Source organism: Ligilactobacillus animalis (genome assembly GCF_009933595.1).
Classification (GTDB): domain Bacteria; phylum Bacillota; class Bacilli; order Lactobacillales; family Lactobacillaceae; genus Ligilactobacillus; species Ligilactobacillus animalis.
Genome location: NZ_CP047141.1, coordinates 1,477,499 through 1,494,593 on the forward strand (window position 1 = coordinate 1,477,499; position 17,095 = coordinate 1,494,593).

At 42.0% G+C, this 17,095-nt stretch carries 7 protein-coding genes; 1 reads left to right on the forward strand and 6 read right to left on the reverse strand.

Translation table 11 applies throughout. The features are described from left to right. Window position 1: 1 nt before the first annotated feature. Window positions 2-916: a prenyltransferase gene (locus GSR62_RS07295; protein WP_035447817.1), complete on the reverse strand. Its 915-nt coding sequence runs from the start codon at window positions 914-916 to the stop codon at window positions 2-4. Window positions 917-1,003: 87 nt separating this feature from the next. Here GSR62_RS07295 and GSR62_RS07300 point away from each other — a divergent pair, with 87 nt between their 5' ends. Beyond that, window positions 1,004-1,981, forward strand: coding sequence for a polyprenyl synthetase family protein (locus GSR62_RS07300; RefSeq protein WP_066023507.1), 978 nt, complete (start codon window positions 1,004-1,006; stop codon window positions 1,979-1,981). Here the strand turns inward: GSR62_RS07300 and cydC are convergent, their stop codons facing one another. The 5 genes from cydC to GSR62_RS07330 all read right to left on the reverse strand — a co-directional run bounded on the left by cydC (window position 1,982) and on the right by GSR62_RS07330 (window position 16,931). Further along, window positions 1,982-3,727: a thiol reductant ABC exporter subunit CydC gene (gene cydC / locus GSR62_RS07305; protein WP_066023508.1), complete on the reverse strand. Its 1,746-nt coding sequence runs from the start codon at window positions 3,725-3,727 to the stop codon at window positions 1,982-1,984. It lies immediately after the preceding gene. Beyond that, window positions 3,717-5,441, reverse strand: a complete 1,725-nt coding sequence (cydD, locus tag GSR62_RS07310) for a thiol reductant ABC exporter subunit CydD (protein WP_066023509.1) — start codon at window positions 5,439-5,441, stop codon at window positions 3,717-3,719. The genes cydC and cydD overlap by 11 nt, the downstream gene beginning before the upstream one ends. Next, complete coding sequence (cydB, locus tag GSR62_RS07315) at window positions 5,441-6,466, reverse strand: cytochrome d ubiquinol oxidase subunit II (RefSeq protein ID WP_066023510.1); 1,026 nt, start codon at window positions 6,464-6,466, stop codon at window positions 5,441-5,443. The genes cydD and cydB overlap by 1 nt, the downstream gene beginning before the upstream one ends. After that, window positions 6,467-7,897: a cytochrome ubiquinol oxidase subunit I gene (locus GSR62_RS07320; protein ID WP_035447808.1), complete on the reverse strand. Its 1,431-nt coding sequence runs from the start codon at window positions 7,895-7,897 to the stop codon at window positions 6,467-6,469. A gap of 787 nt (window positions 7,898-8,684) precedes the next feature. Then, window positions 8,685-16,931 (reverse strand): Rib/alpha-like domain-containing protein, encoded by an 8,247-nt coding sequence (locus GSR62_RS07330; RefSeq protein WP_066023511.1) that lies wholly within the window; start codon window positions 16,929-16,931, stop codon window positions 8,685-8,687. Window positions 16,932-17,095: the final 164 nt, after the last annotated feature.

Below are 17,095 nucleotides of genomic sequence, written 5' to 3' on the forward strand. Positions count from 1 at the left end.
GTTAAAAAATAAAATCAAATAAAATACCTAACAGATATAAAATAACTTGTAAAAACGAACCTACAGCTAAAATCTTGACGGCTGTGATAAAAGTCTCATTTTTTACTTGTTTTTCCCAGAGTAATTTATTTTGCCGGTAGAAAAATGGGAGTGTTAAAACGATCAATAAGACCGTGTAGGGTGCCAAGCCGATAAATGGTGTTGAACACAAACTGACTAACGCCAAAATATTTTTTGCAGTATAGACCTGCAAGGCTCGTTTTTTCCCTAAATAGTGTACGATCGTATATCGATGATTGCGCTCATCTTCAGCTAGATCACAAATATTATTAGCTAACATCAGATTTGAGATCCAAAGCATATTCGGTAACGCTAATAATGCGATCCGCCAAAGATCAGAGAGATCAAACGTAAATTCTTGATAAGTATTGATATAAATACTTATCAACATGATCATTCCGCCCATGGTAAAACCAGAAAAGAACTCGCCGACCGGTAAACTCGATAGCGGACGCGGACCAGCGGAATACAAGATCCCGACAGCAAAACAAAATATCCCCATCAATAATAACGGCCACCCAGTGCGTACGACCAACACTAGTCCTAAAACAGTTGCGACTCCAGCCATTCCAAGCAACATCCATAAAACTTCTCTGGGTGATAAGTTTTCTCGACCGATAATATTGGTCTTTTGTTTATACTCCTCTTTATCAAGAGCATTATGATAGTCATTGTAATTATCCCACGCATCGACTGACATGTTAAATAAAAACATCGCGATAAAAAAGAGCAACAGATTCGCCCAATTTAGTGAATGATAATAATAATAACTAAAACATACTCCGAGCAAAAAAGGTAAAACACTGGCTGTTTTGGCCTTGATCTCAACAAGTTCAAGGAAAACCTTAAGTGACATTCAAATTACCTCGCTTTGTACTGGTTTAGTCTTCACAGTATAGTGTACAATAAAACTAGATAAATATGTCGGAAGGAAACCTAAATAATGAAATTAAATTTTTGGCAACAGTATCCGTTGGTCAAAGATGATCTCCAGATCGTCAACCAATTGATTGCAAAAAAGATCGAAGTCAACGATCCTAAACTTAAAAGCGCTCTCTTACAGATGGCAAATAACGGGGGAAAATATCTCCGGCCAGCCTTGTTATTGCTCTTTTCCAAAGAAAATGCGCCTACGACTGCCGATGAACGTCTCCTTAAACTCGCAGCTTCGATCGAAGTTTTGCACACTGCAACTTTGATCCACGATGATATCATTGACGATTCCCCTAAACGACGGGGGCAGGTCAGCATTCAATCTGCTTTTGGTAAAGACATCGCCGTATATGCTGGAGACCTATTATTTACTGTCTTTTTCGATCTGATCGCTGACGCTTTGTACGCTTCACCTTATCTCAAAGTCAACGCACAAATGATGCGTCAGATATTAAACGGCGAGATCGGCCAAATGAACGCTCGTTTTGATACAGAAAAGAGCTTTTTGACTTATCTTCGCAATATCAACGGTAAGACCGCTGCGATCTTTAGCCTCGCCTGTCAAGAAGGGGCTTATTTCAGTGGGGCTGACCGTCGTCAAGTTGCTTTAGCTAAACGGATCGGGCAAAATATCGGCTTGAGTTTTCAAATGTTAGACGATATCCTTGACTACTCTGATGGCAAAAATTTAAACAAGCCGGTCATGGAAGATCTCGCAACTGGCGTTTATTCTTTACCACTATTAATGGTCTTACAAGAACACAAGGCTGAACTGATGCCTTATCTAGCTAAAAAAGAACAGATGACCACTGCCGATATGGAGGCCGTTAAACAACTTGTCTTAAAATACGGCGGTGTCACTAAAGCTAAAGCCCTAGCAGAAAAATTCATACAAAAAGCGCTCGATCAAACTTCACAGCTTCCAGTCTCGCAAAAACGTGACTTGCTCGAAAAGTTGATCAAACGCCTTTTGAAGAGAACTAACTGATCAATAGCCGCCATCGACTTGTTTAAGTTTTTGATAGCGCTTATTGTCGGCCAATTGCTTAGGTGTCCCTTGCAGTTCGATCTGGCCATCTTCGATAAAGACGATCTGATCTACATGCTCGACGCCTTGGAGATGGTGTGTGATCCAGATCAAAGTCTTATCCTGTAAGACATCCATGAATGTCTTAACTAAGGCCCGTTCAGTGATCGGATCAAGTCCGACTGTCGGTTCATCCAAAATGATGATCGGCGCATCTTTTAATAAGATCCGCGCTAAAGCTAGCCGGTGTCTTTCACCACCTGAAAATCTCAATCCTGCCTCATCGACCATTGTTTCCAGTCCTTGAGGCAGTTTTTTTATCAATTTTTTCAAGCCTACGCGCCCTAAAACATCCCAAACTTCTTCATCACTAGCAGCTTCATTACCGATCCGGACATTATTGACCACAGTCGTATTGAAAAGATATGGCGTTTGGTGGATGACACCGATATATTTAGCAATATCATCGCCAAATTCGGTCGTCTTGATCTCGTTTAAGGTCACTGAGCCGGCTGTTGGAGCCAAATCGCCCCGCAATAAACTAGCTAGGGTACTTTTCCCCGAGCCACTCCGACCTAAAATCGCCAACTTTTCGCCTGGTTTTATCTTTAAGTTGATCCTATTCAACACATTATGATGTCCATCGGCATAAGCGTACACCAAGTCTTTAACTTGCAGTTCGTATGGTGCTGTCACTGCTGGTGCTTTTTTACGTTCTTCTTCTGGGTGTGGTAAAGCATTTAAGCGCTTGATCGAATCTAAATATACATTTGTCTCTTGTGCAGCCGTTGGCAGTGGCATAAAGGCATCCGCCAAAGGAAAGACACAGAGCACAAACGCTGCGATCCAGTTGATCGAATCAGTCTCGGTACCACCAAAACGGCCTGAAGCCCAAATGATCAAACTAACAACGATCGCTAAAAAGATAAATTGTCCCACTAGATCACGGCGACGTTCAAATTTTCGCATCTTTTCTTGCATCGTGAGCAATTTTGCTTCATTTTCCTCGTGTCGTTTAAGATAATCATTGGCACGTTCCGAAAAGATCCAATCCGAGACCCCCAAGACATTATCGGTAAGATCAAGATACAATGCATTTTTGATCTGCTTTTCGTACTCTTGCCGGGCCCCGTTGACAATAACTGACCAAAGCGGGAGCGCAAAGATCAAAAGGCCATATAACACAAGCATCCATAAGGCAAACAGAGGTGAGATCACACCTAACCCAACAATGATAAAAACGTAAAGCCCACAGACCGTAAAATATGGGAAAAGTGTTCGCAAATATAGATTTTGGATGTGGGCAACGTCTTCTGATAACAAGCCTAAGATATCTCCTAAGCGATATTTGTTATTGAAAAAGACCGCATCCCGTTCCAAAGCATCATACATCTTGCGCCGAAACTCTGAGGTCATCTTAAAGACCCAGTTATGGCTGGTCAACCGTTCTAAATAGTGCAATAATGGGCGAAAGATCCCAAATGCTCTCGTCAAAACGATTGGAACATAAACTAATAAGATATTTTCCGGTGGTGTTGCTGATTTTGTGATCAGATAGCCACTAGTAAACATCAATCCCCCTGCACAGATAAAAGTTAAAACGCCGAGGAAGATCGCTAACCAAAGCGTTTTTTTGTAGTGCTTCAAAAACGGTTTGACCCAGCTATCATGTTGCAAAGCTTTAAAAAATGATAACTTATTTAGCATCTGTATCCCCCCTCATTTCACTTAATAACTTACAGAAGTAACCATTCTTAGCTAAGAGCTCACTATAGGTTCCACTTTCAACCAATTTACCTTCATCCATGACTAAGATATAGTCCATTTGGTGCATCCAATGCAGACGGTGTGTAGCAAAGAAAACCAACCGATCTTGCATCAGTGGCATCATTTTTTCTTTCAATTCCAATTCAGTCTCGATATCTAAGTGCGCCGTCGGTTCATCAAAGATCATGACCTTGCGTTTTTTATCCAAGAAGGCACGCGCTAAAGCGATCCGTTGCGCTTGACCACCTGAAAGTGCGCGTTTCCCGCTCCCAATCTTAGTATCCAAGCCTTCAGGTAACTCAGCGACTAAACGCTCAAGACCGACCACTTTGATTGCTTCGTAGATCTCCTCATCCGAAACATCAGGCGTATAAAATGCGATGTTGTTTCGTAAAGTATCTGAGAAAACATAAGGCGACTGTGGGATATAAAGTACCTGTTTACGCCAGTCAGCTAGATCCAAGTTAGGTAACTTATGTCCTTGAACAGTAAACTCACCCGAATCAGGTGTATAGAACCCACTTAACAAATTGATCAAGGTCGTCTTACCTGAACCACTCATACCAATGATCCCAACTTTTTGATAGCCTTTGACTGCAAAGCTCACAGGTGCGATCCCATTTTGTTCATCGTAGCTAAACCCGATCTGTTCAGCTTTAAAACCATCTGTGGCTTGCCATGAAGTCAACTCGACCTCAGGTGCTTGAGGTAATGGCGCATGGATGATCTTAGCGATCGCATGAAATGAATTCTTACCATTCAGTGTGGCATGATAGTCATTGGCAAAATTTCTGATCGGCAAGAAATATTCAGGGGCTAAGATCAAGATCGAGAGGCCATAGAAAAGCGACATTTGCTGATCGATCAATCTCAAGCCTAAAAAGACAGCCAAAACAGCGATCGATAAAGTCGTGAAGAAATCGAGCGCAAAAGTCGATAACATAGCTACGCGCAAGGTCTGCATCGTAGTCTTACGAAAGTTTTCACTTGAGCGATAAACACTCTTAGAATATCGCTTACTTAAGCCAAAATACTTTAAGGTATCAATGCCTCGCAACGAATCGATAAAATGATTGGACAGACGTTGAAACGTCGAAAATTGACGATCAGCTTTAGCTTTAGCCGCAAAGCCTAAAATGACCATGAATAAAACGATCAAGGGATATACCAATAACATGATGACCCCAGAAGTGATATCCATCCAAAATGTCACTAACAAGATCAAGACTGGCACGATCGCCATGCTCATCATTTTACTCAATAATAATTTGATGTAATTTTCTACCTGAAAGATACCATCCAAAGTTAAAGTCACTAAATTACCTGTTCCTTGCGTTTGGACCACTCCAGTCCCTAGAATGAAGATCTTCTCTAACAATCGTTTACGCATTTCTTTGGCACTTTGCCGCGCATAGTTATCTAATAATTTGGCATCGATCAGATCTATTCCCTGACGCAGGATAAAACAGACCGAAAAAGCACAAATATTGAATACCTGACTCCTCAGTGGCTTTCCCAACCACAGATCGGTCAAAGTAGCACTTAAAAATAAAGCTTGCCCTATGATAAGTAAAGCTTGCAGAAACGAGAGTCCTGCAAGCTTTACCATGATCTGTCTTATTCCTGCTAGTTTAAATAGCAGTTTATCGACCATTATTTAACTACCTCCGCTGTTTGTACAACTGGGAGTGCAATCCGTTTTCTAAAGATCCAGTATGACCAGATCGTGTATGCCAAAACAAATGGCAACAAGCAGATCGTTGCGATCGTCATCACCGTCAATGTATATGAGGTCGACGAAGCATTTTGGATCAAGAGGTCATACTTATCACTGATGCTAGAGATCATTACCCGTGGGAACATGCCAACAAAGATCATTGCGACCAATGAGACCATTGTCAAACCACTAGAAATGAAAGCTAACATTTCGTTGCCCTTGAAAGTTGCGATATGACCTAAAACAGCAAAGCAAACGATCAAGGCTACTGTGATCAAAGTTCCGACCGGACGAACTTGGAAGAAGTCTGTCTGGAAGAATAACAAGATCGCAAAGACTACTAGTCCAGCATATAAGACCCAGTAGAGAAAAGCAGCGTAATTGCGTGCACGTTCACGAATATCGCCAAGTGTCTTTAATGCAATGTAGTTAAGGCCGTGTAAGTAAGTCAATAAGACTAATGCCACACCACCAACAACTGACATCACATTGAAGTAATCAAAGAAACCAGCGCTCATGTTACCATTAGCATCGATCGGCATACCTTGGATCATCGAAACAAACATCACGCCCAAGAAAAATGGTACGATCAAACTACTTAATGCCAAAGCTGAGCTCCAAATATGTTGTTTCTTTGGATCACTAGCTGTTCTAAATTCAAAAGAGACACCACGAATGATCAAGCCAAACAAGATCATCAACAAGATCAAGTAGTAGCCACTAAACAATGTTGCATACCAATATGGGAACGAGGCAAACATGGCACCACCAGCAGTGATCAACCAAACTTCATTACCATCCCAAACTGGTCCGATCGTTTCAATAATTTGTGAGCGTTCATCTTCATTGTGAGCTAATGACCGCGTCGCCATACCGACTCCAAAGTCAAAACCATCAAGGAAGAAGAAGCCTGCAAATAGGACGCCGATCAAAATAAACCATAAAATTTGTAAGAAACTCATTTAAAACGCCCCCTTATCGAATGGATCCAAGATCTTGTCCGCATAGCCGTGGCCTTGCATTTGCGATGGATCGTTTTGCAATTGACGTTTTACCAAACCGATCATTACGATAGCAAGTGTCGTAAAGAGCGTGAAGTAAACAATATTCGAGATCAACAAGGAAGTTACAGAAACATTTGGTGAAACACTTTGTTGGATCGTGAACAGACCATAAACGGTCCATGGGTAACGACCAAATTCAGTGATAAACCAGCCCGCTGTATTAGCGATAAACGGTACAAATGTCGTTAGTGCTAAAGCCCACAACATCCAGCGCCGTTGGTACAATGTTTCTTTTTTCTTGCGTGTCATCAGTAAGCCGACAAAGGAAACTAAGATGATCCAAGCACCAAAGCCAGCCATCACTCTAAAACTCCAGAAAAGTGTATTTACTGGTGGAATATAATCCATCTTGGTCCCATCGATCGTGGTACCATATTTTTCCTTCATTTCAGCGTTGATCTCATCCATCCCTTTAACTGAACCAGATGGCTTATTGTATGACAATAAACTCAAAAGAACTGGAATATCGACCTTGTACTTGACCGTATGATTCTTAGTATCAGCGATCCCCACAGCTGTCCATGGTGCAGGGTCTTCTGTAGTTTCATAAATTGCTTCTGTTGCAGCAAATTTCATAGGTTGTTCAGTAACAAGATATTTCATTTGGAAGTCACCGACTAAGATCGTCCCAACTGAAAAGATCATTGCCATCCACAAGCCTAAACGCATTGATTTCTTATAAAGGACCTTAGCTTCTTTGGTAGTATCTTTCTTCAACATTTGGAACGCTGTTAAACCAGCGAGTACTACCCCACCCATAGTTAAAGCAGCTAGGATAACATGCCCATATTCGAACCAAAGTTGTGGGTTCTTCAATAAGGCAAAGAAGTCGACCATTTCGGCACGACCGCCTTTGATCGCATACCCAACTGGATGTTGCATAAATGAGTTAGCTGCCAGGATCCATAACGCAGACGTTAAAGTCCCAAAGCAGACCATCCACATAAAGAATAAGTGCGTGCCCTTCTTCACTCGATCCCAAGTAAACATCCAAAGACCGATAAATGTAGACTCAATGAAAAATGACAATAAAGCTTCTAAGGCTAAAGGTGCCCCAAAAATATCCCCCATGAAACGTGAGTAGTCAGACCAGTTCATCCCAAATTGGAACTCTTGGATCAAACCGGTAACAACACCGACTGCAAAGCTCAACAGGAAGATATTACCCCAGAACTTGGCTAATTTTTTATAAGCCTCATTCTTGGTACGGACGTAGAATGTTTCTAAAATTGCAACTACAAAGGCCGTCCCGATCGAAAATGGTACGAAGAAGAAGTGAAAGACCGTCGTCATCGCAAATTGGAAACGCGCTAGATCTACAATATCCATTTCTATCCCTCCATTCTAAAAATTGTTCCATAGTAAAGCCTATACACCTTAAGTTTACTCTTGCGACTAAGCGTTTTCAATTATTTAACTCTTTAAATACAGAATAATTTGGTTTTTTTTGTATTTTTACGTTTATAAATTTAAAAAGATCCTAATAGGAAATTCCTACTAGGATCTTTTCGTTAACTAACTATTTTACTTCGTCATCTTTTTTCTTACGCTTAGTAGCGCCAAAACCAAGAATTCCCGCGAGAACGGTCAGCATAGATCTCATATACGATCTGAGCTACTGCCGGACGATCTGGTCCTATCACACCTGCAAATCTGTATTTGCGGTACTAGAGTCCGTTTCCGTTGTTGCTGGTGGTGGCGCGGAGGCTTACTTCTGTTTCTTAGGCTGCTACGTAGCCTTTTTTGCTGGTAGCGCTTCTTGTGCTAAGAAAGTGGCTTCAGAAGCACCACTATCAGCTGAAACAACTGTATTTCCAGGATAGATGGCACATGTTGTTCCGATCAAAACAGAAATTACCCCGACCGTGAACCTTTTAATAGTAAACCGTTACTGGGGCGGTTCCATTTTTTGTGCTTGGAGATTCTTATTATTTTTTTGAAAGCATATCCTCATCTACTACGTAAAAGCGTTATGTTATTTAATTTTCCCAAAGCCTTTTTCTAATCTAAAAAAATCCTAGTAATTTATAAAACGCTCTTTTAAAAGACCATTTCATTCAATTACTAGGATCAATTATTTGTATTCTATTTTTGAATCAGTAAAAACTAACTCTTATCAATGCTTCTTCTTATCGTAACTTACTCCAAAATTAAACAATCCTAACAACATTAGCAGTACTAAGACTAATAGAGAAGTGTTCTTTGAAGTAGTTTCCCCGGTTTGTGGTAAAACTTGCTTGTTGTTTCCAACAGTAGCAACAGCATGTTGCTTATGACCTACTTGACGTGTCGAAACTACCTTCTTAACCACCTTAGCTTGCGGATGATCCACTTCATGCGTCATCTTAACAGCCTTGGTTACATCAACTACTTTCGCAGATACATTTACTTTATCTTTAGAACCGTCCGCATACATAACTTCTAACTTACCAAGTTGTGTACCAAGCTTTTCAGTATCAACTGGTACTGCCCAGTTCAATTGAGAACCAGCTGGAAGTGTTCCCGTCACTAAGTCAGCCAAAACTAATTTAGTCCCTTTAGTAACGACTAGATTTTTAACAGCCGTTGGCGTGAACTGATCGGCAACAGACTGAACTTTGACTGTCACATCCACTACATCACTAGACTTATCTGGATATACGACCTTAACTTCACCAGTCTGGTTTCCAGTTACATCCGCATCGACCGCTTTTGCCCAAACAAATTGAGTTCCTTTAGGTAGTTTGTCAGTTGCAACCAGTAGTTGTTGTGGTGCTACTTTTTCATGAAGTTTAATGACTACACCTACTTTAGCCAATAAATCGTTCAAATCTGCATCTGTGCCGACTTTCACTGAAACTTTGACTAAGTCCTGCGAGCCATCTGGGTAGGTTACTTCCAATTCGCCTGTTTGATGACCTGCTTTGGTTGTATCTACTGGTGTCTTCCAGTTCAATTTAGTTCCGGTTGGCAACGTTACGCTCGGATCTAAAACTTCTTCTGGGGTCAATTTAGAGCCTAGGGATACTTCTAAGTTTGCTTTAGCTTTTGGTGTCACTGCTTGTCCATCTGTTCCTACTTTTACTGGAACCTTAACTAGGTCTTTCGAACCGTCTGGATATGTTACTTCTAACTCGCCTGTTTGGTGACCCGCTTTGGTTGTATCCACTGGTCTCTTCCAGCTTACTTTAGTCCCGGTTGGCAACGTTACGCTCGGATCTAAAACTTCTTCTGGGGTCAACTTAGAACCTAAGGACACTTCTAAGTTTACTTTAGCTTTTGGTGTCACTGCTTGTCCATCTGTACCTACCTTCACTGGAACCTTAACTAAATCTTTCGAGCCATCTGGATAGGTCACTTCTAATTCACCCGTTTGATGACCTGCTTTGGTCGTATCTACTGGCGTCTTCCAGTTTAACTTGGTCCCTGTTGGCAACGCTACACTTGGATCTAACACTTCTTCTGGTAACAACTTACCACCTAAAGCTACTTTTAAGTCCGATTTTACTTTTGGCATTGTTACCTGTGTGTCTGTACCTACCTTCACTGGAACTTTCACTACATCTTTCGAACCATCTGGGTAGGCCACTTCCAATTCGTCTGTTTGATGACCCGCTTTGGTTGTATTCACTGATGTCTTCCAGTTCAACTTAGTTCCGGTTGGCAATGCTACACTTGGATCTAGCACTTCTTCTGGGGTCAACTTAGAACCTAGCTTCACTTCTAGATTGTTCTTTGCTACCGGTGTTAACGCTTCGTCATCTGTGCCTACTTTTACTGGAACTTTCACTACATCTTTCGAGCCATCTGGGTAGGCCACTTCCAATTCGCCTGTTTGATGACCCGCTTTGGTTGTATCCACTGATGTCTTCCAGCTTACTTTAGCCCCGGTTGGCAACGTTACATTTGGATCTAGCACTTCTTCTGGGGTCAATTTAGAGCCTAGAGATACTTCCAAGTTTGTTTTTGCTTTCGGCGCTGTTGCTTGCGCATCTGTACCCACTTTCACTGAAACCTTGACTAAGTCTTGCGAACCATCTGGATATGTTACTTCCAATTTACCTGTTTGATGACCTGCTTTGGTCGTGTTTACTGGCGTCTTCCAGTTCAACTTAGTTCCAGTTGGCAATGTTACACTTGGATCTAGCACTTCTTCTGGCAATAACTTATCACCTAGTGTTACCTTCAAATCTGATTTGACCTTTGGCATTATTGCTTGTGCATCTGTACCAACCTTCACTGGAACCTTAACTAAATCTTTTGAGCCATCTGGATAGGTCACTTCCAATTCACCTGTTTGATGACCCGCTTTGGTCGTGTTTACTGGCGTCTTCCAGTTCAACTTAGTTCCAGTTGGCAATGTTACACTTGGATCTAACACTTCTTCTGGCGTCAATTTAGAACCTAAGGAGACTTCTAAGTTTGTTTTTGCTTTCGGTGTTGTTGCTTGCGCATCTGTGCCGACTTTCACTGAAACTTCGACTAAATCCTTAGAGCCATCTGGATAGAGCACTTCTAGCTCGTCGTTTGGGTGACCCGCCTTTGTTGTATCTACTGGTGTCTTCCAGTTTAACTTGGTCCCAGTTGGCAATGTTACACTCGGATCTAACACTTCTTCTGGAGTTAACTTAGAACCTAATGCCACTTCCACGTTTGCCTTTGCTTTTGGTGTTAAACCTTGGGCATCCGTACCCACTTTAACTGGCATCTTCCAGCTCAACTTGGTCCCTGTCGGCAACGCTACACTTGGATCTAACACTTCTTCTGGTAACAACTTACCACCTAAAGCTACTTTTAAGTCCGATTTTGCTTTTGGCATTGTTGCTTGTGTGTCTGTACCAACTTTAACTGGAACTTTCACTTCGTCTTTTGAACCATCTGGGTAGGTCACTTCTAATTCTCCCGTTTGATGACCCGCTTTGGTCGTATCTACTGGTGTCTTCCAGCTCAGCTTAGTTCCTGTCGGTAACGCTACACTTGGATCTAACACTTCTTCTGGTAACAACTTACCACCTAAAGCTACCTTCAAGTCCGCTTTTGCTTTTGGTGTTAATGCTTGTGCATCTGTCCCGACTTTTACTGCAACTGGAACTAGATCTTTTGATCCATCAGGATACGTCACTACTAGTTCGCCAGTTTGATGCCCTGCTTTAGCCGTATCCGCTGGTGTCTTCCAGCTTGCTTTAGTTCCGGTCGGCAATGATACGCTTGGATCTAATAACTTGGCTGGTTCCAATACTTCCGACACTTTGGCAGTTAGATCTTGCTTAGCTACTGGAGCATATTTTTCAGCTTGCGAAACGACTCTAACCGTCAATGGAAGCTTAGTTGTCGAACCATCGGCAAAACTTACTGTTGCAGTATAATCCTTTTCACCAACTTTACTTGTGTCAACAACTTGATCAAAGCTTGCAGCGGTGACTGAATATTTCTGCTTGGTTCCTGCCGTTAATCCTTTGGCTGCATCCGTAGCTGGAACATTTGTGTTCAGGTCTTCTTCCACCAATTGGGTTTGAAGCACTTTAGCAGCTACTTCTGCCATTGATAGAGCTACTGTTAGACTTACAGGCACCTCTTGCTTAGCCCCATCAGCAAAGGTCACTTGTAAAGTTCCCGTTGTTTGATGACTTTGTTCTGGAGTCGGTGTAGTTACCGGCGAAGCCTTCCAAGTATATGTCGGACTAAATTTAGTTAATTCTGCTGGATCAGAGACAACTGTGCTGGCATCAGGCAAAACACCCCAAGTAGTTTTAACTACTGGTTTCACTTGAGCTCCGACCACCTTAACTGGAAGCTGAGCCGTCATATTCGAGCCGTCTGTAAAGCTCAATGTAGCAGGATAATTCTTAGTCCCCAATTCCGTCGTTTGAACAGGTACTGTAAACTTAGCTGTAGCCAGCTTGAGTTGTTGTTGCATCTCAGCAGAAACTTCAGAGAGTGCCTGGGTTGGATCTACCTTAGCACCATAATTGACCGTTAGCGGAACATATACTTGCCGAGTATTTTCCATCAATTTTTCAGCAGCTGAAGGTTCCACTGCAAAGCTTACTGGCAATTGTTGTTTTGCTCCGTCACCATAAGTTACGGTAACGACCCCTGAGACAGTATGATTTTGTTCTTTAGTAGGCGTTACAACCGGTTCGGATAACCACTGATACATAACTGGATGATCTTTTGACCCAAATTGAGCTAAATTATCTGCATTAGCGACTAGCTGTTTGGCAGCAACTTTAGTCCCCCACGGTGTACTTATGCCTTGTTTGGCTACAGCTCCAACTACTTCGACTGGAACATTTGTCTCTAGCGTAGAACCATCAGTAAATGATACCTGAACAGGCTGTAAACTCTCCCCAACAGTTAACGTATCGACTGCATTCTTAAAGTTAACATCAGCTACTTTCAAATTAACTTTTTCCGTTGGAGTCAAAGCTTTATTGGCGGCATCAGCCATAACTGTCGCACCATAGTTGACCGTTAATGGCCGTAATACTAAATGATCCCTAGCCGCCACAAATTCCTCACCGGCTGATTTTTTGACCGTTACCGTTACCGGCAATATTTGTTTGGCACCATCGCGGTAAGTTACCAAAAGTTGCCCCATCACTTTATGATCTTCTTTAGCTGATGGAGTTGTAACTGGAGCAAGCCCCCAACTATAAGTTGCACCAAATGGCTGTAGTTCAGCAGTATCAGCAACTACACTTGCAGCCTCCGGGACCTTGCCCCATTCTGTTTCGACTGGTGACTTCACCGTAGTCCCGACTACTTTAACTGGAACAGCAGCGGTTGTCGTTGAAGTATCTGCAAAAGTTAAAGTAGCAGGTACATTTTTAGTTCCATCTGTTGTCGTTTCAACGGGTGTGGTGAATGTTGCTTGAGTCACTGCAAACTGCTTACGACTTTCAGGCGTCAGTGCTTGTAAAGCATCTGTTGTTGCCACAGTAGCTCCATGGTTGACAACTACTGGGACTATTTTTCCAGTAGTTGCTTCATCGAATACTGTTGCTTGTGATCTACCGACCTCCAATGTCACTGGAACTGCTTGAACAACTTTATCTGGATAGGTTACGTTAACGACCCCTGAAACTACAGGGGGTTGATTTTTACCAGGTGTCACATTTGGCTGTGATTGCCAAGTATAAGTCGGAGTATATTGAGCTAAAGCTGACACATTATCCACTAACGCCTGAGCTGCTGGCAAAACGTTCCACGCCGTCTTGACACCTGTTTTAGCGGTTGCACCCAGAACTTGAACTGGAAGTAACATAGAAGCGGTCGAACCATCTTCAAAGGTCAAAGTTGTTGCCACTTGTTTATTGCCAAGACCTGTTGTTACGACCGGGGCATTAAAAGTAACTTTTCTTACTTTTGCTTGAGCCTTTTGCTCCGAGGTCAATACAGTAGCCGGATCTAAGTTTTGTCCATAATGAACAGTAACTTGATCCAAAGGCGCTTTGAACTTACTTGCCAATGAAGCACCGACCGTTACTGTGACTGGAACTTCTTGCATCGTTTTATCGCCATAATCCACCACGACCGTATTGTGCACAATGTGAGCTTCATTTTCAGTCGGAGTTACGCTTAATGGTGTCTTCCAAGTATAGGTAAGTGGCGTCACTTTACCAAATTGTGCTAACTCAGTTGTATTAGCGATCATATCCTGAGCTTTTACACTAGTTCCCCAAGGTGTCTTCATCCCTTGTTTGGCAGTTGCTCCAATAATATTTACCGGTACATTCGCTAAGGTAGTCTTATCATCTTTGGTAGTAACTGTTACGACTCCTTGTGCCGTTCCAGCTAGCTTAGTAGATGGACTTTGACTCCAAGTTACACTCTTGACTAAGGACCATAGCGGTTCCCCACTAAGTGTCTTTTTACCACCTGTTTCCTGCCAACTTTGTAGCTCTTCTACTGGCAAAGGTCGCATATCATCATTTACTTCATTGACGTGCATCACTAATGGTTTAAGTGTAAATTTACCTGCTTTTAGATCAACATCTTCCACATTGACAGGAACATTGACTTCCATTTCGTGATGATAATTAGGATCATATTCGTCAGGGAAACTTACTTTAACGACTGCGTTTTTCATCCCACTTGTACTTAGATCTGGTTTTTTGACAAAAGTATAGGTCGCATTGGCAGGTAGTTCCTTAACATTAGCGATCAATTCTTTAGGATCTTGTAGAAAAACAGCATTTAATGGATACGTAAATCCACTCGCAGCAACCGGTCCGACCTTGACCTTCAAAACGGTTTCTTGCGGGACTTCATTTTCAGTTGATTCACCATTCCCACCAAGTTTACTTGCAACACGCACCACTAAATTACTATTAGCTGCTAAAGCATTTCCTGTTAATTCCACCTCAAACGGCAAAGCTTTAGCTAAGCCATTGAAACGAACAGGTTGGACATCTGTCTCACCTAAAACTTTACCTGTCTTATCCTCAACTGTTACATGTTGTGTATTTTTTTCAACATTACTAAAGACTAATTGGCCGTGTACCCTATTTTCCGTTCCATATGCATTGGAAACATTAGGCATCGACACATGCGGATTAGTGAAAACTGATTCTTCCTTTAAATCCGGTAAAGTGTCACCATCAGAATCATTGAAAGTAAGCATACTTGTCGCTAAAGAATAATTTTGCATTGTATCACTGGAATCCCCGTAATACTGGCTAAACAGCAAGTTTCCACCTGCAGTTCCTTTTTTTAGCATATCCGTGTAGATATCTTCAGGCTTTTTGTTCAAATGATAGACTAACCGAACCATCACTGGACGACCAGCGATCGACACTGAACTGTTAAATTGAACATAGTCAGCCATATTGGTAGGATCAAACACACCCGTTCCGTCCAAATTCAGCGGAAGATCTGCCACTTTGTGCTCAAGTCTAGACAGATAAGCTATCCGCTTCCACAAAGACTTTCCGGTTTTAGGATCTGTAACTTGTTCAAAACCATAAGAACCATCTGCACCCCAACCATCTGCAGCTTTATCAAGCTCTACCGTATATGCCCCGTTATTTTTTTCAATATAAGGAAGTAGTGCACGGTCGATCGCATAATGTAATTTGAATTTCCAGTCACTATTATACGACCACATACTGCTTTTTTCAGCTTGATAATAGACAACCAAAGCACCATTTTTTCCAACACTAGGATCATAACTGACCGTCGAATTGGCCCCCATGAACTTGCCACCAAAATCACTCGTAACTGGGACCTTAGCTAATGGATCATTAGGTCCAACGATATAACCTTCATTGTTAGTCGATAACAACGCCGTACGACTTGAATTATCGTAGACATATGCATTATATACGAGCGGGCTCTTAGCGATATTTGGCAGTTTAGGATAGATGTTATCAAGAGTATCATTTAACATGATCTTCCCATTGCGCGCCATCGTAGCCTTACCTGCGCTGGTAAATAAACCGCCAAAGATCCCACCTTGCTTATAAACAACATTAGCTTCCCAAATATTAGTTGGTTTTTGGGCATCATTGTATACCCGCTTAAAATGGACGACTTCATTTACAGTATCAGCTGGACTGATCGAGATATCGGCTACTTTATCGACTAAACGATCGTCTAATTGGATCCTAAACTTATAATCTGCTGATAGAATAGCAGTGGCATTGCTCCGGTGATTGACCGCTGTAAATGGGATCGAATTGCCTTTCATCACATCAGGTGTCAATCTTCCTGGATCGACCGACATTGAATACCACTTAGCGTTATAACTCAATTGTGGCGTATATAGCCCCGTCTTATTATCGACCGCTTTAGTTGCATCAGCTTGCCACTGCGGTGATTTTTGCGTCTGGACGGCTGGTGTTACTTGAGTTGGTGCAGTTTGGGTCGGTTGAGCCACGGCAATTTCAGTTGCTTTAGGTGCACTGCCAACAGGTGTCGTTGTTACCGTTGGTTTACTTTGTGGCTGAACATTGGCATTTTCCTGTGGTTTGCTTACAACTGCACTAGAACTCGCCGTAGTTGCAGGTTTAGCCTGTGGTTGACTTTCTACCTGAGAGTGCTCAGTTTCAGTCGCCTTAGCAGTGGACGCAGCAGCAACCGGTTCTGTACTTGATACCTCAGCTGTAGATTTGGCCGGCGTTTCCCTAGTCGTCTCTGGCTTAGCGCTATTTAAAACGACTTCTTTTTTCATATTTTGCTTGTTACTATCAGTTTTTTCACTTGCTGTATCGGACTGTGGAGCCGTTTCAGCAGCCATTGCAGTGTGTGATCCTGCATACATAGCAAAGGTCGAGCTGATCAAAACTGAGGCCACACCGATCGTTAGTTTTTTGATTGCAAAATGCTGTTGCTTGGCTTCGAGTTTTTGCGCTTGAAGTTGATAATTGTTTTTCGAAAGCATACGCTCACCCTCCATTGATTATTTGAAATCAAGTATCTATTTCAGAGATACTCAACAACTTGAACATACTTTATCCCTAAAATAAGAAATAATCAATAGATTCAATCACTTTTTATTAATTATATTCAATAAAAACTTATTTATTCATTAAAAATATTATATAA

Excerpts from the sequence above, each read along its gene's own strand:
- GSR62_RS07295 (WP_035447817.1), bottom strand. The coding sequence starts at position 916 with ATGTCACTTAAGGTTTTCCTTGAACTTGTTGAGATCAAGGCCAAAACA.
- GSR62_RS07300 (WP_066023507.1), top strand. The coding sequence starts at position 1,004 with ATGAAATTAAATTTTTGGCAACAGTATCCGTTGGTCAAAGATGATCTC.
- cydC (WP_066023508.1), bottom strand. The coding sequence starts at position 3,727 with ATGCTAAATAAGTTATCATTTTTTAAAGCTTTGCAACATGATAGCTGG.
- cydD (WP_066023509.1), bottom strand. The coding sequence starts at position 5,441 with ATGGTCGATAAACTGCTATTTAAACTAGCAGGAATAAGACAGATCATG.
- cydB (WP_066023510.1), bottom strand. The coding sequence starts at position 6,466 with ATGAGTTTCTTACAAATTTTATGGTTTATTTTGATCGGCGTCCTATTT.
- GSR62_RS07320 (WP_035447808.1), bottom strand. The coding sequence starts at position 7,897 with ATGGATATTGTAGATCTAGCGCGTTTCCAATTTGCGATGACGACGGTC.
- GSR62_RS07330 (WP_066023511.1), bottom strand. The coding sequence starts at position 16,931 with ATGCTTTCGAAAAACAATTATCAACTTCAAGCGCAAAAACTCGAAGCC.